General features: G+C 42.2%; 17 protein-coding genes and 1 pseudogene. 3 read left to right on the top strand and 15 right to left on the bottom strand.

Annotated elements, in window-relative coordinates; genetic code table 11:
- Positions 1–141: 141 nt before the first annotated feature.
- From D6856_RS07575 to D6856_RS07560, 4 genes are all read right to left on the bottom strand, one after another.
- On the bottom strand, positions 142–1,665 hold the full coding sequence (locus tag D6856_RS07575) for a flotillin family protein (RefSeq protein WP_120686400.1): 1,524 nt from the start codon (positions 1,663–1,665) through the stop codon (positions 142–144).
- Between the two features lie 148 nt (positions 1,666–1,813).
- Positions 1,814–2,764 (bottom strand): CobW family GTP-binding protein, encoded by a 951-nt coding sequence (locus D6856_RS07570; protein ID WP_120686399.1) that lies wholly within the window; start codon positions 2,762–2,764, stop codon positions 1,814–1,816.
- 5 nt (positions 2,765–2,769) lie between these two features.
- On the bottom strand, positions 2,770–3,837 hold the full coding sequence (locus D6856_RS07565) for an NAD(P)-dependent alcohol dehydrogenase (RefSeq protein WP_120686398.1): 1,068 nt from the start codon (positions 3,835–3,837) through the stop codon (positions 2,770–2,772).
- A gap of 116 nt (positions 3,838–3,953) precedes the next feature.
- Complete coding sequence (locus D6856_RS07560) at positions 3,954–4,745, bottom strand: hypothetical protein (RefSeq protein WP_143104442.1); 792 nt, start codon at positions 4,743–4,745, stop codon at positions 3,954–3,956.
- Between the two features lie 114 nt (positions 4,746–4,859).
- On the opposite strand from D6856_RS07560, the gene D6856_RS07555 reads away from it, so the two are divergent.
- Together D6856_RS07555 and D6856_RS07550 are read left to right on the top strand one after the other, a co-directional pair.
- The gene (locus tag D6856_RS07555) at positions 4,860–5,336 is read left to right on the top strand and encodes a methylglyoxal synthase (protein ID WP_120657247.1); all 477 of its coding nucleotides are present in this window, start codon (positions 4,860–4,862) and stop codon (positions 5,334–5,336) included.
- A 167-nt stretch (positions 5,337–5,503) separates the two neighbouring features.
- On the top strand, positions 5,504–6,973 hold the full coding sequence (locus tag D6856_RS07550) for a hypothetical protein (RefSeq protein WP_120686397.1): 1,470 nt from the start codon (positions 5,504–5,506) through the stop codon (positions 6,971–6,973).
- Positions 6,974–7,097: 124 nt separating this feature from the next.
- Here the strand turns inward: D6856_RS07550 and D6856_RS07545 are convergent, their stop codons facing one another.
- A complete protein-coding gene (locus tag D6856_RS07545) occupies positions 7,098–8,486 on the bottom strand; it encodes a hypothetical protein (protein ID WP_120686396.1) in 1,389 nt (462 codons plus the stop codon).
- A gap of 149 nt (positions 8,487–8,635) precedes the next feature.
- Here D6856_RS07545 and D6856_RS15540 point away from each other — a divergent pair.
- A pseudogene (locus tag D6856_RS15540) lies at positions 8,636–8,786 on the top strand (XRE family transcriptional regulator); the annotation flags it as partial.
- 4 nt (positions 8,787–8,790) lie between these two features.
- Here D6856_RS15540 and D6856_RS07535 read toward each other — a convergent pair.
- The 10 genes from D6856_RS07535 to D6856_RS07490 all read right to left on the bottom strand — a co-directional run bounded on the left by D6856_RS07535 (position 8,791) and on the right by D6856_RS07490 (position 18,663).
- Positions 8,791–9,366 (bottom strand): histidine phosphatase family protein, encoded by a 576-nt coding sequence (locus D6856_RS07535; protein WP_120686395.1) that lies wholly within the window; start codon positions 9,364–9,366, stop codon positions 8,791–8,793.
- Between the two features lie 40 nt (positions 9,367–9,406).
- Complete coding sequence (rsgA, locus tag D6856_RS07530) at positions 9,407–10,324, bottom strand: ribosome small subunit-dependent GTPase A (protein ID WP_120686394.1); 918 nt, start codon at positions 10,322–10,324, stop codon at positions 9,407–9,409.
- 5 nt (positions 10,325–10,329) lie between these two features.
- Entirely contained in the window at positions 10,330–12,375 is a 2,046-nt protein-coding gene (pknB, locus tag D6856_RS07525; protein ID WP_120686393.1) for a Stk1 family PASTA domain-containing Ser/Thr kinase, read from the bottom strand.
- The gene (locus D6856_RS07520) at positions 12,372–13,130 is read right to left on the bottom strand and encodes a Stp1/IreP family PP2C-type Ser/Thr phosphatase (protein WP_092242180.1); all 759 of its coding nucleotides are present in this window, start codon (positions 13,128–13,130) and stop codon (positions 12,372–12,374) included. The genes pknB and D6856_RS07520 overlap by 4 nt, the downstream gene beginning before the upstream one ends.
- 53 nt (positions 13,131–13,183) lie before the next feature.
- Positions 13,184–14,245, bottom strand: coding sequence for a 23S rRNA (adenine(2503)-C(2))-methyltransferase RlmN (rlmN, locus tag D6856_RS07515; protein ID WP_120686392.1), 1,062 nt, complete (start codon positions 14,243–14,245; stop codon positions 13,184–13,186).
- Between the two features lie 15 nt (positions 14,246–14,260).
- Positions 14,261–14,818 (bottom strand): PadR family transcriptional regulator, encoded by a 558-nt coding sequence (locus D6856_RS07510; protein WP_120686391.1) that lies wholly within the window; start codon positions 14,816–14,818, stop codon positions 14,261–14,263.
- 1 nt (position 14,819) lies between these two features.
- Positions 14,820–15,551 carry a 4Fe-4S binding protein gene (locus tag D6856_RS07505; RefSeq protein ID WP_120686390.1) on the bottom strand — a complete coding sequence of 244 codons (732 nt, stop codon included), beginning with the start codon at positions 15,549–15,551 and terminating at the stop codon, positions 14,820–14,822.
- A gap of 152 nt (positions 15,552–15,703) precedes the next feature.
- Positions 15,704–17,101: a 16S rRNA (cytosine(967)-C(5))-methyltransferase RsmB gene (rsmB, locus tag D6856_RS07500; protein ID WP_120686389.1), complete on the bottom strand. Its 1,398-nt coding sequence runs from the start codon at positions 17,099–17,101 to the stop codon at positions 15,704–15,706.
- 8 nt (positions 17,102–17,109) lie between these two features.
- Positions 17,110–17,892: a histidine phosphatase family protein gene (locus tag D6856_RS07495; RefSeq protein ID WP_120686388.1), complete on the bottom strand. Its 783-nt coding sequence runs from the start codon at positions 17,890–17,892 to the stop codon at positions 17,110–17,112.
- Positions 17,893–17,964: 72 nt separating this feature from the next.
- Entirely contained in the window at positions 17,965–18,663 is a 699-nt protein-coding gene (locus tag D6856_RS07490) for a 4'-phosphopantetheinyl transferase family protein (protein WP_147367814.1), read from the bottom strand.
- Between the last annotated feature and the right edge of the window lie 45 nt (positions 18,664–18,708).

The raw sequence follows: 18,708 nt of genomic DNA, 5'->3' as shown, positions 1-18,708 counted from the left end.
GTCTCCTCCTTATTTATGTGGATAATGATAATAATTATCAGTTAGCAACAGCTAACAATGGTGTCAAAAAAAAGTGAACGATGTTCACTGAAACAAAGTCAGTGTACACCGTCCACCTATATCTGTCAAAGCTTTTTTAGATTACTTTGATTCGTTCTTATCAACCTTGATATCTACGCCTGCGCCGTTAAGATTAATGTTCTTATTAACCTTGGCATCATATGTGCCGGCCTTCATGATCTCGGTGAAATCAACGCCTGTAGCTTCCGACATGGTATCAAATACCTGTTTCATAACAATAGGCATATTTCCTGAAATCTGGCTTGCTCCATTTGATCCGTCGCCTGTTCCGTAGATGTTGATCTTGTCGATCTGAGAAAGAGGCTTTGCAATCTCTGCAGCCATCTGAGGCATGATCTTGATCATCATCTCAGCCATGGCAGCACCGTTGTACTTCTTGTAGGCTTCTGCCTTTTTCTCCATTGCTTCGGCTTCAGCGATACCTTTTGCCTTGATGGCTTCGGCTTCCGCTTTACCTTTGGCTGCAATACCTGCTGCCTCTGCATCGTACTTAGCTTTGATACCTGAAGCTTCCTGCTCTGCAGCATATTTCTGAGCTTCCGCCTGAGCCTTCTTTGCATCAGCCTCACGCTCCTGCTCGTACTTGGCAGCTTCAGCTTTCTTCTGACGCTGAATAAGTTCAGCCTCAGCTTTTTTCTCAGCCTGGTACTTCTCGGCATCGGCTTTTTTCTCAACCTCAGCTGCAAGTTCCTGCTGCTTTACAATAACTTCTTTCTGCTTAAGTTCGGCTTCGCGCTCCGCTCTTGCAATCTGGGCATTAACAGTTGCGGCCTGAATGGTCTTTTGCTGTTCCTGCTCCTGAATTGAATAAGCTGCGTCCGCTACAGCGCTTGCGGTATCAGCCTGCTTTTTAAGTTCAGCCTGCTTGATGGCAAGTGCGTTGTTCTTTTCTGCGATCTCGGTCTGAGCAATAACTCTTGCATCGTTTGCTGCCTTGTCGGCCTCAGCCTGTGCAATTGCTACGTCTCTGTCTGCCTGTGCTTTCGCGATTGCGGCATCCTTCTTGATCTTAGCTGTGTTGTCCATACCAAGGTCATTTATAAGACCGTTCTCATCAGTAACATTCTGGATGTTACAAGAGAGGATCTCGATACCGAGCTTGTTCATATCTCTTGAAGCTTTCTCCATAACCTGATCTGAGAAGCTGTCTCTGTCGGTGTTGATAGTCTTAAGAGCAAGTGTACCGATGATCTCACGCATGTTACCCTGTAAGGAATCCTTCAGGTCATTAGTGATCTGATCGGGAGCCTTGTTAAGGAAGTTCTTAGCTGCAAGCTGGATAGCTTCCTGGCTTGTACCGATCCTAACCTTTGCAACAGCATCAACGTTTACATTGATGAAGTCGTTTGTAGGAACGGACTGCTCTGTTTTGATATCGACCGTCATCTGTCCAAGATACAATTTATCGACTCTTTCAAAGAACGGGATCTTGACGCCTGCACGACCTATCAAGATTCTTGGCGCCCTCCGCATACCTGAAATGATAAATGCTTTGTCCGGAGGCGCCTTCACATATCCTGCCGCAACTACGATAAGAAGCACGGCAATAATTGCTGCGATAATAATAATACTAATGGTATTCATACTGTTCCTCCTTTAATTGAAACATGTTGTTTTGTATGAATACATTGTATTGTAGGCTACATGCGGGATACATAGTGACCTTTGCAAAAAGCCTCTGTTTATTTTTCAAGAAAAGAAAAATAAGCAGAGGCTTTAATTCTCTTATTTTTTATACAGTTTTTCTAAGTCTCACTCTGTCTCTGTGGCTTTTCTCAGAAAACGCAAGGCGCTTTTTAAGTCTGTTTTTATCCAGATTCTCACCTATAAAGACGCACTGACAATCCTCAACCGGAGAAGCACCGACTTCATACATTCTGTCTGCAAGATCAAAACGAATAAGTTCACCTCCGGCCCAAAGTGTTCCTTTGGCTCTTGCAATATTTCCAAACTCTCCGTGAAGGCAATCTTCCAGCAACATGACAAGCTCGGTCGGACTGTGAAATCCGACACCGTCAAATGTTACCTGAGAAAAAGAGCTGCTTGGGTTTTTGGTATCTACGGTATTGCTCTTTGTCTCTGAAGCCCCCGCTTCCATGAGCTCTTTCCACCAATCGGCATCCACGTTTTTGTAATGCCCGGGTAAAAGCTCTGCATTTGGATTTATCGCATGTATCTTATCCGAAACTGCTTTTATGACACCTAATGATTCGTGCTCGCATTTTGAAAAAGCAATTATCTGTGCCGCTTCTATCTGATTCTTATATAGCTCCGGCCACTGCCTCATGTTGTCTTCAAAGTTTGAAGGAGACAGAACCGTTACAGGCTTAAGGAGCGAAATATCACCGTGAAGGATCGGTTTTAGATTGTCAAGGATGCTTCCAAGCTTTCCTACTCCCGTAGGTTCTATTACCAGATATTCCGGTGAAAGAGATGCATAGACAGACAATACCGAATTAACAAAACTGTCTTTCATGGTGCAGCATACGCAGCCTTCCATAAATTCAAGGATCTGCAGGCTTTCACCTTGGGAGTTTTCTTGCTGCAGGTCTTTTGAATCTATGTTATTGTCTCCGTATTCATTTTCCATGATCACGGGATGAATGTCTGTTTTATGTATCAGTTCTTTTATAAAAGTTGTTTTTCCTGCTCCGAGAAATCCGGATATAATAAGTATCTTCATTACGCTTACGGCTGATTATCAAGAATAACTACAGGTTTAATGAGATCTGCGGGCTTATCTTTCATAAGCTGCAGTGCTTCGGGAATATGCTCCCAACCATGGAATACATGAGTGGAAAGCTTACTTACATCAAGCTTACCTGATGAAATAAGTGCTCCGAGTTTCTCCATACGAAGTCTTCCGCCGGGCATAAGTCCGCCTGCAAGCTGCTTGTGGCCCATTCCAACGCCCCATTCAACACGAGGAATTGTGATATAATCACCGCTTCCGAGATAGTTGACGTTACCGATCTTACCGCCTGCCTTAAGTGACTTAACTGCAGACTCAAAGGTCTGAACACCGCCACCTGCAACGATAACTCTGTCAACGCCGACTCCGTTTGTCATTTTAAGAACCTGCTCTTCAATAGTTCCGTTCTTGTAGCTGATGAATTCATCCGCGCCATAGAACTTAGCTGCATCAACACATTTAGGACGTGTTCCGACAGCAATTATACGTGAAGCGCCGCGAAGTCTCGCGCCGGCAACACTCATAAGTCCTACAGGTCCTATTCCGATAACGAGAACCGTATCACCGAACTGAACGTCGGCAAGCTCTACGCCGTGGAAACCTGTGGGAACCATATCAGACAACATACATGCATCTTCAAGTGACATTCCTTCAGGCATGTGTGCAAGGTTACCGTCTGCATCATTAACGTGGAAAAATTCAGAATCGAGACCATCCTTGAAATTGGAGAACTTCCATCCGGCAAGCATTCCTCCTGAGTGCATAGAATAACCTGCCTGAGCTTCAAGTGAATTCCAATCAGGTGTGATAGCGGGAATAAGAACCTTGTCGCCGGGTTTGAAGTCTTTTACCATAGAACCGACTTCAACAACCTCAGCACAACCCTCATGTCCGAGAATCATGTTGTGGCGATCGCCAACAGCACCTTCCCAAACAGTGTGCACATCCGATGTACAGATGGCGATAGCGAGCGGACGACAGATCGCGTCCATGGGTCCACATGCCGGGCGGTCCTTCTCTATCCAGCCGACCTCCCCGATCTTAAGCATAGCAAAACCTTTCATTATTTCCCTCCTTTACATTATTAAGTCCATAAATACCCCAAGCTAGATATATCCATTATAAAGGAAGATGATAATGTTTGTCATTAGTTTAACGATAATTTCGTATTTTTTATTCATTAATTTGACAGATGTTTTAAGAGTTCCTCTATAGAGAGCTTTTTACCGGTCTGCCTCTCATAGATCTCATCAAATGAAAGTCCTTGATCGGCAGGATTGAGGTCAACGTCTTTGGTCTTTCCTTTCCATCTGTTTCCTTCGGGAAGAAAAGTGTATGCGAGGTTATGCTGTTCCCACTCGTAGGCCATATCCTCCGCAGTTCTGTATGACTGCATATCGCTTCCGTGAATAGGATGTTCTGCGATAAGTGCCTCGCAGATAATAGTGATATCTGCTGTATTATCTATCAGATATGAATCAATAATCTTCCAGTTATCTGTGGTATAGATTGCCGAGAATTCCGATCCGTTGTAAGAAAAAGCGTAATTCTTGCTTCCGCCGTCAACGCTGTGGAGATTGATGTCGGAAGTACTATTTAATATTCCCGCACCAAAAGAAGAGGCAGCACTTCCCGAATCGCTCCGCGCCTGTGTCTTTCCGGGTTCTGTTCCTGCATTATCCGCATTTTCGGAAGCTGCGCTTTCTTCCGCGTCAGGTTCCACGACTGCTTCTCCCTCAGGCTCATTATTTTCGTCAGTCTCCTCGTCATCGGATGATATGAGCTTCTCAACCTTGGAAGAAAACTTTGAAACAAGCCTGGATGCTTTTTCCTTATCGTTTTCATCAAGTGCATTGGTAAATACCAGTCCGCAACCTATAAGAGCAAAAGAGATAGCAAGAAAGATTGCCAGTGTCTTAAAATATAAACTTATTCTGCTTTTTGTTTTTTTCTTCATTCTTCGTCTAGCCATAGCGTAATTATATTCCGTCATATAAAAAAGGTCAAAATCGTCCTACTATTAAAGAATATAATCCTTTACACAGTGGCCATATTGTTGTATTTTGGACAAGTAGGAGGAATTAATATGTCAGAGACTATAACACTTACAATACCAAGACAAAAGACTATCGCTCTCATCGCCCATGACGGCAAAAAGGGAGAGCTCATTCAGTGGTGCAAAGCCAATGCTCATACACTTAAAAAGCATTTTCTGTGCGGAACGGGAACTACAGCCCGCATGATAACAGACGCAACCGACCTTCCGGTAAGAGGCTACAATTCAGGCCCTCTCGGTGGCGATCAGCAGATCGGTGCTAAGATAGTGGAAGGAAAGATCGACTTTGTTGTATTCTTCTCAGATCCTTTAACAGCGGCTCCTCACGATCCCGACGTAAAGGCTCTTATGAGGATCGCACAGGTTTACGATATTCCTTTTGCAAACAACAAAGCGACAGCGGACTTCCTCATCAACTCAACACTTATGGATGAAGAGTACGATCACGATGTCATAAACTTCAAACAGAACATCGCAGAAAGAGCCGAGACTCTTCCGACAGAATAAGATAAGCGCTCTGCTATGATATGTGCCCTCTTTACCGGACAACCGGTAAGGAGGTTTTTTTCTGCCATGAAAAAATCCAAAAAATTTGAAATTTCACTTAGGAATTTTGAGATTATCGGTGTCTATATATATGAAATCAGCTAATCATAATTTCAAGGAGAAAATGTATGAAAAGGGAAAAAAATACTAATAAGTCGGTTGTAATAGCGCTCGGTGCACTGCTGTTCATTGCTCCGATTACAGTAGCAATGACCACTCCGGCGGAAGCTCATGCAAACGGTGTTACAATTCCAACACCAATACCGGATATAACTGACGGGGAAAGAGGCAACGTCGAAGAAGGTCAATCCTTAGATACAAACGCCGGTACAGTCGGTAATAATGATGGAAGTATCAATACAAACAACGGCGCCGTCGAAGAAAACAATGGCTATATCCTAACAAATAATGATCATGTAGAAAATAATAATGAAAATTCCACAATAGAAAACAACCGCGGAACTGTAAGAAATAATTCCGGACTGATCAACGATAATTACAATGTTGTTGAAAACAATAACCAAGGTGGAATTGTTAAATTTACAAGTTCCGGATCAGGAACCATAATAAATAACGACGGTGGAGAAGTTTTGGATGCATCATCCTTCGCATCTGATTCAAGCGATATCATAATAAACAATTTTTATTCCGGAACTATAACTACCAATTCTGACTCCTATATTAAAATTATAAACAACTACTCTGACAACGCCTATGATTCAGGTAAGATCACTGATACAAACAGATTCCACTCTGTAACAGTAGAAGGTGCCAATAATGCAGACGTCACATACAGCAGACCTGAATTCATACATAATGACTACAACAACAAAGAATATTTACAGGTCAAAGAGAACGGCGCACCTAAATCCATAAGCGGATCCATAACTATTAAAGCTAAAAACGGTTACAAGATCTCGGATGAAGGCGTAATGAATAATGAGATAGGTCAGCTTGCTTATACTCTAAACAGAAATACCGACGGTTCTTATACTGTAACTCTTATGAATCTCAACGGAAACGTGACAGTTACTCCTGCAAATCTTCATCTTATTATTTCTGCCATTGAAAATCAGAATAATACTCCGGGAATAACCGGTGGCAGTACAACACCTATAACGATCACAAAAGCAAATATTGCTGAAGTTCCTGCTAATAATAGTTCGTCAAATAACGCTTCTGCCTCATCAAACAATGAATCAGGAGTAGCGACACCAAACTTTACACAGGAAGCAATTAACAGTATTCAGACTCAGGCACAGGCACAAGCTTCTCTTGCAGAGCAAACCGGTACGCCACTGCAGATCCTTGATATTTATTTTGATAAAAAGATAGATATAAACCCTATGCTTATAAGATATCTCTGCGAGCAGATCTCTCTTCCTAAGAGATGCCACTTTAATTACAATGATCAGCACTACGTGCTTTTCATCCCCGCCTTTGATATCTCTGCTCCTGCATACCAAGACGGCCTGGATATGCTTGATAAAGAGCCTGCAAAGACAGCCGGTTTCCTGAGGATCGAGCAGTTATTCAAGCCTTTGGGATTTGCCACCAATATCATTGAGGAAGAAGAAGCTGAAGCAGTTTTGCAATAATAAAGCATAAACAACATTTGCCCCCCAATATTCTAAATATTATTTCATAAAAAGAACTCCACCCTAAGCTCCATCTAGGGTTGGAGTTCTTTGTTTACCAAGTAATTCAAATAACAATAATGATTTATAAAGAGTTTATTACTGCTCCAAGTATTTTAATATTATAGTTTTTGCAAAGCTCCAGTTCTTTTTCTATATTTTCATATCTGGACTTTCTTATTGTTTCAAGCAAGACGATTCCATCAGAGGCTATAGCATTATCTAGCGTTTCAAAATCAGTGATCATGCTTATGCCTTTTTTCAGCTGAACATTTTTCTCTTTAACCTTATCTATTATTTTAAGCTTAATGGCTTCAACATTATCATCCATGTATGATGAAACAATGTAAATATTCGAAGAAGGTTTTGTTCTGACAGTAGCACAAATACCGCTGCTAATTATATTCATATTATCTGCATCGAAATCTTTAACTGTTCCAATAACAGGGATTTGAAAAGCATACTTGAGATCATCCTCGGTCTTTAAAGTAGGTGACAAAACATACAGTGCACTGTAAATAAGAGCTAAAACAAATGCAGCAGCTGCACATCCAAAAATGCCGTATTTCAATACAGTTTTTATTTCAAAATCATGTTTTTCAGCTTTCTCTATACCATACTCAATATCCAGTTCATCCAAAAGCTCTGTAAAATAAGTCTTTTGATTACCGCTTAAATTGGCGGCAACCGACATCATTGAATTATTTAAGTCTTTAAGCTGATTATTGATGCTATCCTTGTTGGATATAATGTATGAGGATTTTTCATAATTTGAAGTTGTAGTTGCAACAGTAATTTCATGTTTAACACTTTTAGCTACAGTACCGGATTTTTCCTCGATAGCTTGCATGAGCTGTTGCAAATTGTTTTTACTTTCATCCAAAGTACGTCCATATGCAGTGACTGTCATAAGACTGAATCCATTTTTTTCTACGAAATACAATTCACGAACATACCTGTCATCAAGGTCACTTCCCATGGCCTTTTTAACTTTATCAACGGTGTCATCTTTATTTATTTCAACAGAATATAAATTGATGATGTTATCAACAATAGTTTTTTCCGATGAATTATTGATATTTGTGATCGAACTAGATTCCGGGTTATTTAAATTCACCGGGCCATAACAGCTCAGGACGTAGGTACATGTACTTTTTGGCGCATTATATCCATCAATCTCCATAAGAGGAGACTCGTTCTTATACTTTAAGACCTCATTATAGCGATTAAAGTATGTCGTATACGTGTTTACCGATGAATTTACTTCATAGATTTCTTTAGAAGTCAAAAGAGGTTTCACTGAATCTTCTTTCTTGTTTCCGGAATCATTCGACAAGTTTTCCTTCATAAATCCGTAGGCAGAACCCAAGGTACAACCTATCACCATGACTATAACGAAGAAACGCATATGCCTTACTAAAAAAGATAATAGATCCTTCAGATCTATTTCAAGACTGTCTCTGTAATTATTCATAATTACTCTTCCCCCAACGCTTTTTTTGAAATCAATTTAACCATATCAACAGTATCATTTACAATACTATATTGCAATATAAATATAGCATTTCAAACGACATAATCAGCCGCTATGAAGCTAAAATATTTAATTAGAGGTGAGAATTAATGGCTGAGAACAGTAATGAAAACTGTGATGAAAAGAGATTTGCTAATGATTTTGCAATGCGTCTTTCTAAACTCAGAGAACAAAAGGGCGTATCTGCAAGAGATATGAGTCTTTCGTTAGGGCAGAATGCCGGATACATCAATGGTTTTCTCAATCATTTAATATCATCAACAAGTCTGTGTTTTCCATCAATGGATTCGTACACAAACACTTCGCAGTTAACGGGCCTGGGTCTCCAGATAAAGCCCCTTTTGGCATCCTCAAGATAACCTCTTATAGGTCTTATTATTCCGCCGTGGCATACTACAAGTACGTTCTCGTAGTCCTTTTTTTCAAGCTCAGAAAGGAACTCGGAAGTTCTTTTAACCATGCTCTTGATGCTCTCAACTGTCTTGGGCGCCGGAAAGACCTCGGGATACATCCAATAAAGATTCATCGGAAGCGGAAGCTTCATATAATTGGCTTTCTCGTACTTACCAAAGTCGGCCTCAATGATCCTCTCGTCTTTTATTATATCTTCCTGCGCATATCCGCTTATGATAGAAGCTGTCTGGATCGCTCTGATCAAAGGGCTTGCGTATACAGCATCAAACTTAATGTCTCCTATCTTTTCTTTTGTTGCCTGCGCCTGCGCCGTTCCCGTCCCATTAAGCGGAATATCGCTTCTTCCCTGCATGAGTCTGTCTTTGTTGTAATCGGTCTGACCGTGTCTTGTAACATATATCTTCATCTGTATCTGTTATAACTCCTATTTTATCTGCTAAGTGCTCTTATCTGGTCTTCTTCCCATAGTCGGGTTTCATGTTTTTAAGTTCCTCGTACAGTACTTTATAGTTGTCGTATCGAACCTTTGCTATCTTGCCCTCTTCGACAGCTCTTTTGACCCCGCAATCAGGCTCTGCGATGTGAGAACAGCCCCCGAATCGGCACTCAGGTTCAAAGGCTTCGAACTCGGGATAATAATTCATGAGATTATCCGTCGTAAGATCAAACATCCCAAGCGATGTAAATCCGGGCGTATCTATGACAAATGTGTGCACGCCGCCTTTCGATAATTCTTTTACGTAAAAGAGCTCCGAATGCCTTGTGGTGTTCTTGCCTCGCTCGATCTTCCTACTGAGCTCTCCTATCTGCATCTGCGCATCGGGAACCAGCTTGTTCAAAAGAGAAGACTTTCCGACGCCGCTAGGACCCGCGAGAGTCGTAGTTTTGCCCTTCAAAAGCTCTTTTAACTCATCAAGTCCCTTTTCCTCTTTGACGCTGATAAAAAGAACTTTGTAGCCACATTTCTCATACGCATCATAGAGCTCTTTCTGCTCCTCTTCCGATGCGATGTCCTGCTTGTTAAAGCAAATGATAACGGGAAGATTCTGCTGTCTCATCATGATAAGAAAGCGGTCCAAAAGATTGTAATTGGGGTTTGGCTTAACGATCGCAAACAAAATAACCGCCTGGTCAACGTTGGCAACAGGCGGTCTTATAAGTAGGTTCTTTCTGGGCAATATCTCGGTAATATTACCCAGCTTTTTTTCTTCATCAATAATGTCGATGCCAACAACGTCACCGACAAGCGGTTTGATATTGTCTTTTCTGAAGATGCCTTTGGCCTTACATTCATAGATGTTGGTATTTTCCGTTTCTATGTAGTAAAAGCCGGCTATCCCTTTAACAATTCTTCCTTTGTTCAAATTTCTCAGTTCCCCTGTGTGAAATTCACAGCTACTTCGTCGACAACTTCTGTAGTCTGTCCGCCGGTCTGCTCACCTGTTTCCGGGTTTGTAGCCACCGGAGTCGTAACGGTGTATTTATATACTATTCTTCCGGTTGGAGAAGCAATACCGTTGTATGTAACAGATATTGGAAAATCTGTATACTGTGAGTCCGTTATAACCGTTCCGTCCGACGAAATAAGCTGTACATGGACGGGAATACCCGGAGTATAACCTTTTCCGGGTGGCGGAGCATCAATATTGCCCTTAAAGCTGTACTTTACATTGGCAGGTCCTATGGAGTGCTCCAAGTGGATCGCTGTTCCCTTATCAACCATCTGTCCCACGGGAACGCTCTGTGCACAGATCTTGTCCGTAAGATTAGGGTCATTGTTATTAACGTCGGTAGTTCTTCCTTCTTGAAGTCCTGCTTCGATAAGTGTAAGCACGGCTTCCTCTGAATCCATACCTATAACATTGGGTACCGCAACCTTTCCTTCGTCATTTGTGGAAGCTTCCGCTTCTGCTGACGCCTGATAGTTGGAACCGTCACTTACATAAACGGTTATGGTATCTCCTCTTTTAACTTTTTTACCGGCTTCGGGCTTGGTTGATACAACTGTATCCTTGGGTGCCTTATTATCGGGATCGGCTTCTTTCTCAATCTTAAGATGCTTATCATCTACAAGTATAAGCTTGGCTTCCGCATAAGACTTACCGGTAACATCTGGAACCTGCATAGTTCCGCTGCTGTTTTCATCACCGTTTTCTTCTGTCGATGCAGAGGATGAAGCGGTTGCGGATGCTTCCTCATCGCCTCCGAACAATCCCATTCCTCTTGCAACAATCATGATAACAATAAGTCCGATGATAAATGCAGAGAAAATAGCCATTCCGATAGTCATCTTCTCTATCTTACCCGACTGAGGGTCAAAAGAACTCCTTCTTCTTTCTCTGTCTCTCTCATAATAATAATCGTCATCGAGCTCATCGTCGTAATCTCTCTGAGATCTCTTTCTTCTGGGCTCGTAATCATCTTCATAACGGTCGTCACGACGATCCTTCTTGTAGGAAGTCTCTCTGAGTCTCATCTGCTCAGTCTCAGACAAACGCATACTTCCTGTGTCGACATGTCCCGCAAGAGACTCCTCGTGGTCTACTCTTGTAGCACCGTCTTCGTCGGGATCTGTAAGCGTAACAAAATCCTTATCGGGTGTGATGAGCGATCTCTTAAGATCTGTAATAAGCTCAGCAGCGCTCTGATATCTTCTGTCAGGGCTCTTCTGACAGCACTTAAGAACGATCTTCTCAACACTTATAGGTATCTCATCGTTGTAATCCGCAGGAGTGGGTAAATCCTCCTGAATATGCTTAATAGCAATAGCTACCGTAGTATCTCCGTTAAACGGAACTCTTCCCGTGAGCATCTCAAAGAGTGTGATACCAAGTGAATAGATATCACTCTTGGCATCACTGTAACCGCCTCTTGCCTGCTCGGGTGATGTGTAGTGAACGGATCCCATAACATTGGATGTGATGGTGTTGCTGGTTGCAGCCTTGGCAATACCAAAGTCTGTAACCTTAACCTTACCGTCCTTGGATATCATGATATTCTGAGGCTTAATGTCTCTGTGAATGATATTGTTGTTGTGCGCAGCCTCAAGTCCCATAGCAACCTGGATTGCTATGCTGACAGCCTCTTTAACGGAAAGACGAGCCTTTTTCTCAATATATTTTTTGAGAGTGATGCCATCAACAAGTTCCATTACAATGTAGTTGATACCATCTTCATCGCCGACATCGTACACGTTAACGATATTGGGGTGCATAAGGCCAGCGGTAGACTGAGCTTCTACCCTAAACTTGGATACAAAGTTCTCATTCTCCGAAAACTCCTGCTTCAGAACCTTAACAGCAACAAGTCTATTTAATTTATGGTCTTTGGCTTTATACACATCGGACATTCCGCCGGTACCTATCTTCTCAAGTACCTCATAGCGATCGCCGATCACCATTCCTATCTTAATCATTCAAGTCCTCCATCGCGCACGCGTTCTTCAGCAAACGGTTCGATCAAAATAACGGCTATATTGTCTTTGCCGCCGTTATTGTTTGCTGCAACAACCAGCTTCTGGGCTTTTTCTATAATATCTCTCTGGCCGCTTACGATCATGCGTATCTCTTCATCGTCAAGCATGTTGGTAAGTCCGTCAGAGCACATAAGTACAATGTCTCCGCGATTTAACTCCACGGTAAAAAAGTCGATGTCAACAGTATTGGTGGCACCGATCGCCCTGGTGATGATGTTCTTGTCTAGGTGCGTTCTTGCGGTTTCCCTGTCAATTCCGCCCATCCTGACCATTTCCTCAACCAGCGAATGATCTCTTGTTATCTGTGTGATTTTATCATTGATGACATAGAGTCTGCTGTCTCCGACATTGGCAACCTGCAGATACCTGCCGAGCACGGTGCAAGCAACAACGGTCGTACCCATACCAAAAAGATTGGGGTTCTCCGCTGCCTTCTCTCTGAGCTTCTTATTGGCAGTCTTGATCGCTTTCTCCAATATCTTGACAGGACTCTTTTCAAAAGACCTTTCGATTTCTTCAACCATAGTGTCTACCGTGTATCTCGACGCATAGTCTCCGGCGTTGTGACCGCCCATACCGTCAGCTACGATAAACACGTTGGAAAGATTTCCGATCTTACTATCGGATGAAAAGACATAGTCCTGATTCAGTTTTCGCTTTTTTCCAATGTCCGTAACGGAAAAAGTCTTTAACAAAATCTTCCTCCCCGGGGATCAACTTTTTTCATCAACAAAATAAGCAGGTACTACTATTTCTCCTCCAAATGTCTCCTGCGAAGCTGTCCACAGGCTCCATCAATATCCCTGCCCATTTCTCTTCTTATAGTAACATTTATTCGATTTTTTTCAAGTTTATTCTTAAATGCCAATGCCCCGGAACGGTCTGTAGGTCTGTAATCTCGCTCTTTTATGGGGTTGACGGGAATAAGATTAACAACACAATTTATTCCTCTTAACAATTCCGATAATTCCGAGGCATCTTCATCGGTATCATTTACCCCCGAAACAAGTGAATACTCAAAGGTAAGCTGCCTTCCTGTCTTGTCAAAATAGGTCTTGCAGGCATCGAGTACCTCATGTATATCGTAAGTGTTGGCGATAGGCATCAGCTCTTTTCGCTTGTTATTATTGGAAGCATGGAGCGAAAGTGCGAGATTTATGGAAAGCTTCTTTTCCGCAAGCTCCAAGATCTTGGGTACGATACCGCACGTTGAAACCGTGAGATTGCGCTGTCCGAGGTTCATTCCGTGCTCATCCGACAATAGCTCTATGAACTTTAGAAGGTTGTCATAGTTATCAAGCGGCTCTCCGCTACCCATGACAACGACTCGGGATATCTTTTCCCCGAGATATTCTGAAATCGAATAAATCTGGTCAAGCATCTCAGAGGGTAAAAGATTCCTCTCAACGCCGTCAATTGTAGAAGCACAGAATCTGCAGCCCATGCGGCATCCGACCTGAGAAGAGATGCACACGCTGTTTCCGAATTTGTACTTCATGAAAACGCTCTCTATAACATTGCCGTCATAAAGACCGAAAAGAAATTTCTTGGTATCGTCTATGTGAGACTCCTGAACCTGCACCACTTCAAGGCTTGTGTAGCTGCACTTTTCTGAAAGCTTTTCTTTGAGCGCCTTGGGGATGTTCTTCATCTCATCGTAGTTTCTTGCTCTCTTTACATGCATCCAGTCATAGAACTGCTTAGCCCTGAATGCGGGCTCGCCTATATCCTTGATGAAAGAAGAAAGCTCATCAAGATTAAGCGATTTGATGTCTATTTTGTTGTCTTTACCTAATATAAATTCACTCATACTTATAATTATATCTCACATATTCTTTTTTCTGACATTTTTCCCAAGTAGCTTCTTGGCTTTGGTACACCACTTAAGATATGCCTCGTAAGTATCTATACCAAACGTCACCGTAAGATAATAATTCATGTGATCCTTCTCATCAAGTACTTTCTCAAGATTGTACTTATATAGCTTTAGGATCTGCAATTCCTCTTTTACCTGCTTCTCAAAAACTTCTATATTGTGCACCGTAACTTCCGGTTTCTCTACGCCGCCAAAATAGATCTTAAGAAGTGTCTCGTACTTAAGGTCGTTAGCTGCCTGCTCTTCAAAAAGCCAGGATCTGAGCACTTTCTCTCCGCTTACTGTTATATGATAAAAGATCTTTTCTCTGCCGCCGGTCTTTTCCTGTTTTTTCTTTATAAGACCGCTCTTTTCCATGTCATTGAGTGCGGGATAAATGCTTCCAAAGCTACCCTTCCAAAAGAAATTGATGCCGTTGTCTATTTGCTTTTTTATATCATATCCTGTGAGATCCTCATGGGTCAGAAGCCCAAGGATCACCAGATCGATCTTTCTTTCCTTTGCCATGTTATCGCCTCCAAATAAGCTTATAACTCAGCACATTCTTGGGACATTCGTCCACACATGCTCCACACTGTATGCACTCGGTGCACTTTGAGTTTGCGCCCTCAGCGACCATTTTTTTAACATCAAGTCCCATGGGGCATGCCTTGTTGCACTTTCCGCAGGAAATACATTCAGCTCTATTAGCTTCTATATGAAGCTGAGGCAGATGAAGCCATCTTCCGACAGTGCTTCCGATCACCATAAACGGTGCCATCCAGCATATGTAATGACAAGCCGCCCTTTTACCGTGGATCAGCGCCGGTGCTACAAGGATCAGTATCACTCCATAGTATACCACGTAATTATTTATACCCGATAGAGATATACCGTGATCGGTCCGGTAAAAGAAATTGATGGTCACGTCATTTCTACCGAGGATGAAGGTTACAACGATCGCGATCATCCAGACGATCCAGATAGCATACTTTATCTTATCGCGCCATCCCTGCTTAGCCGGAGTATCTTTTATCCTAAAGATGCATTCCTGAAGTCCGCCTGCCGGGCATAAATAGCCGCACCACGCCCGTCCGAAGAACATAGATAATACGAACATCAAAGCAAATACCACAAAACTTCCGTTCATGATATGTTCAGACGCTGCCTCGATTATAAGGTAGGGCGAAAAATAAAATATGGTTACCGGGAAAAGTAAAAAGGAAATAAGTAGTAGTGTCTTTCTGATCTTTTGTCTCATAACGTCACCTCACAATATATCAATTTGATATATTATGGAATAAAAGATAGTTACTTGTCAACTCCCCTCGAAGGCATAAAAATAACCGCCCAATCCTGCCGGATTGAGCGGTTATAATCATAAACCAAATTGAAACATGCCTGACGAGCACGTCATCTATCAACTCTTTTAAGCTTTGCGATGAAGAATCCGTCGGTTCCGAATTCTCCGGGAAGGAGCTGAATGTAGCCCTTTTTCGCTGTATCTTTTATGTTGTATCTGTCATTATCGAGGATGTACTTAGGAATGAGATCCGTGATATCAACAGGCTCAAACGGGAAATCAGTGCAGATCTTGGTGATCATCTGCTCATTCTCTGCCTTGTTGACGGTGCAGGTTGAGTACATCAGCGTTCCGCCGACCTTAACGTAGTCCCAGCAAGCCTTTACGATATCCCACTGAAGCTTGGTAAGATCGCTGAGCTTTTCTTTCCTGATGTTCTGCTTGATATCGTTCTTTCTTCCGATGATTCCAAGTCCGGAGCAGGGAACGTCGAGATAGAGAATATCGCCGTTCTCTTTCATATTCTCATCATGAATCTTGGCATCTATTATCTCGATTGCGATGTTATTAAGCCCAAGTCTGTCTGCGTTTTCTGCAATTAGCTCTTTCTTTGCGGCAGAGACGTCTCGTGAAAAGACCTTTCCTTCCTCTCCCACAGCCTGCGCAGCATGCATGCTCTTTCCGCCGGGTGCGGCACAAACATCAATAACGGTCTGACCTTTTAAAGGATTAGCGATCTCTGTAACAAGCATTGAGCTTACATCCTGAACCGCGAATTTTCCTTCGGAAAATCCCGGAAGATATTTGATGTTATCTGTTTTTTCAAGTTCGAGCGCATAGGGAAGGATCGGATTTTCCTTTACAACAACTCCCGCATCCTCGAGCTCTTTTTTAAGCTCCGAAACAAATTTGGGACCATTAACACTGTCTCCTATATCTGTTCCGGCACAACGAATTACCGTGGGTCTGGGCTCCAAGAAGAATTTCAATATATTCTCCGTGCGCTCAAAGCCATAGTCGTTGAGCCACATCTTACAAAGCCACTTTGGTACGGAATATAGGACCGAAAGATAATTAGCTCCGCCATCCTCGGTTCTATCGGGATATTCTATATTATCTTTATTTCTTGAAACGTTTCGAAGCACCCCGTTTACAAAGCCCTTAAGTCCCGTGAACTTGTGCTTTTGCGCAAGCTTAACGGCCTCGTTGCAGGCAGCGCTGTCGGGAACCGAGTCCATGAACATGATCTGATAAACGCCCATTCTCATAAGGCTTCTGATAAAGGGCTGCATCTTTTTTACTTCGACTTTGGAAAAAGAATCGAGCACGTAGTCTATCTGGATATTTCTCTCAATACATCCTTCACAGACTCTTTTTATAAAAGCCTTATCCCTTGTCTCAAGGTAGTCGTATTTTTCAAGCACGTCTTTAATAAGACCCGCTTTTTTACTGCCTTCCTTGTCGTATTCGATTAGTATATTTAAAACGATCTCTCTGATATTTGCCATTATAATTATTAGTGCCTTTCATCTTCATTCTCGAATACTTCACAGAATCTGGCTGAAAATGAAGGCTTCTCCCCTATTAGATTAAGGTGTGAGATATCTCCCACCCTGCTTGTTCGGAATGTTGCGATTCCTTTTTCTCTTTCCTCGGTAACGACTACGGTAACCGCGCTCGGTGCTATGCACAAGAACTGAAGCGGAACCATCGGTGATATATGCCACAGATATGACAGCATAACGCTCGTGATACCGTAGTGGCAAAAGAAAGCTATAGTCTTGTCATTTCCCTCTTTTACCTTATAAGCACAGCCGTCTCTGACATAGCCGTAGGACTCAAGGAGCTTTGAAAACTCCGAAGTAACCCGGTCATAGACCTCGACGGCATTGCTGTATTTCATTAGTTCTGCGTCTCTCCAACCTTTGTAGTCAAAGAGCTCGGGATGGCTTCCATAGTAGGATGGAAGGATGTCCCAAACAACGCGCTTTTCATATTTTCCTGTTTCCGGATTTATCTTTCGATCCTTAGAATAAGCTCTGCGGACTTCTTCCGAGAGATTTGGATCTATAAGAGCAGGGAATTCACGAAGCCACTCGCAGGTTGTCACCTTTTTCCCAAGTACCTTCAACGAATATTCCGCTGTTTCAACCGCTCTTCCAAGCGGAGACTGATACACATCGTCAATATTGTAGCGCTCTATCATATCGGCCAGCGCCTTGGCCTCAACTTTTCCCTTTTCGGTTAGTCCGTCTTTGGCATAGTCAGGGTCACCATGCCTGATAAAAATCAGTTTCATAAAATCAACTCTCTTTTTTATTAATGATATACGAATTACTCCATGACCAAAGTCATTTTTGACTTTTGACACCTATATCATTATAACATCATATCCGACTTGACTGAAATTCTCGGGAAAAGAGTCTTCTTTTGAACACGCGCAAAGGCTGTAATTCTCTGCGATATCGTATATATTAAAAAAATAATCATTAAGCTCGGCGTCGTCTTCGTACAACTTATAAATACCGTTTTTCTTGATAATGCCAAACTCATTCAAAGGTTTGGAAAGTCCCATACCGATGCACTTGATATAAGCTTCCTTAAGACTCCACAGATCATAAAAGAGCTTTTTCTTTGCATCCTCTCTTGTTTCCAGCGCCAGAGCTTCTTTTTCATCCTTGGAAAAAAATCTGTCGGCAATGTTTAAGTCCGCGCTCTTATGCTCCTGAACATCAATGCCCACAGGGCTACTGCCGATCGCGCATACAACGTAATTACCCGAATGAGAAATATTATAAAAAATATCATCACGGTCTTTTACAAAAGGTTTTCCGTACTTATTCTTATCAAACGTTATGTCTTTTGGAGCAAGTCCAAATTCCTTAAATATCGCATAATAAGACAAAAGAAGTCCCGCAAGAGACCTCTTTTTATCCGCATCAAAATGAAAACGCAGAATCTTATCTCTCTGCGCCTCATCCACATATTTCAAAGCTTCTTCGAATCTGTTGTCACTTAATTCTTTTAATGCATCTAATACATAAACCTGCATCATGATATGTTCAATCAACCCTCTCAATAGTAAAACGAACTGTCTCTCCGCAGTCTGTACATT

Source organism: Butyrivibrio sp. XB500-5 (assembly GCF_003625505.1).
GTDB lineage: Bacteria > Bacillota > Clostridia > Lachnospirales > Lachnospiraceae > Butyrivibrio.
The sequence above is the reverse complement of the archived record's forward strand: the minus strand, read 5'-3'. Positions and strand labels throughout refer to the sequence as shown.

Excerpts from the sequence above, each read along its gene's own strand:
- D6856_RS07575 (WP_120686400.1), bottom strand. The coding sequence starts at position 1,665 with ATGAATACCATTAGTATTATTATTATCGCAGCAATTATTGCCGTGCTT.
- D6856_RS07570 (WP_120686399.1), bottom strand. The coding sequence starts at position 2,764 with ATGAAGATACTTATTATATCCGGATTTCTCGGAGCAGGAAAAACAACT.
- D6856_RS07565 (WP_120686398.1), bottom strand. The coding sequence starts at position 3,837 with ATGAAAGGTTTTGCTATGCTTAAGATCGGGGAGGTCGGCTGGATAGAG.
- D6856_RS07560 (WP_143104442.1), bottom strand. The coding sequence starts at position 4,745 with ATGGCTAGACGAAGAATGAAGAAAAAAACAAAAAGCAGAATAAGTTTA.
- D6856_RS07555 (WP_120657247.1), top strand. The coding sequence starts at position 4,860 with ATGTCAGAGACTATAACACTTACAATACCAAGACAAAAGACTATCGCT.
- D6856_RS07550 (WP_120686397.1), top strand. The coding sequence starts at position 5,504 with ATGAAAAGGGAAAAAAATACTAATAAGTCGGTTGTAATAGCGCTCGGT.
- D6856_RS07545 (WP_120686396.1), bottom strand. The coding sequence starts at position 8,486 with ATGAATAATTACAGAGACAGTCTTGAAATAGATCTGAAGGATCTATTA.
- D6856_RS07535 (WP_120686395.1), bottom strand. The coding sequence starts at position 9,366 with ATGAAGATATATGTTACAAGACACGGTCAGACCGATTACAACAAAGAC.
- pknB (WP_120686393.1), bottom strand. The coding sequence starts at position 12,375 with ATGATTAAGATAGGAATGGTGATCGGCGATCGCTATGAGGTACTTGAG.
- rlmN (WP_120686392.1), bottom strand. The coding sequence starts at position 14,245 with ATGAGTGAATTTATATTAGGTAAAGACAACAAAATAGACATCAAATCG.
- D6856_RS07510 (WP_120686391.1), bottom strand. The coding sequence starts at position 14,818 with ATGGCAAAGGAAAGAAAGATCGATCTGGTGATCCTTGGGCTTCTGACC.
- D6856_RS07505 (WP_120686390.1), bottom strand. The coding sequence starts at position 15,551 with ATGAGACAAAAGATCAGAAAGACACTACTACTTATTTCCTTTTTACTT.
- rsmB (WP_120686389.1), bottom strand. The coding sequence starts at position 17,101 with ATGGCAAATATCAGAGAGATCGTTTTAAATATACTAATCGAATACGAC.
- D6856_RS07495 (WP_120686388.1), bottom strand. The coding sequence starts at position 17,892 with ATGAAACTGATTTTTATCAGGCATGGTGACCCTGACTATGCCAAAGAC.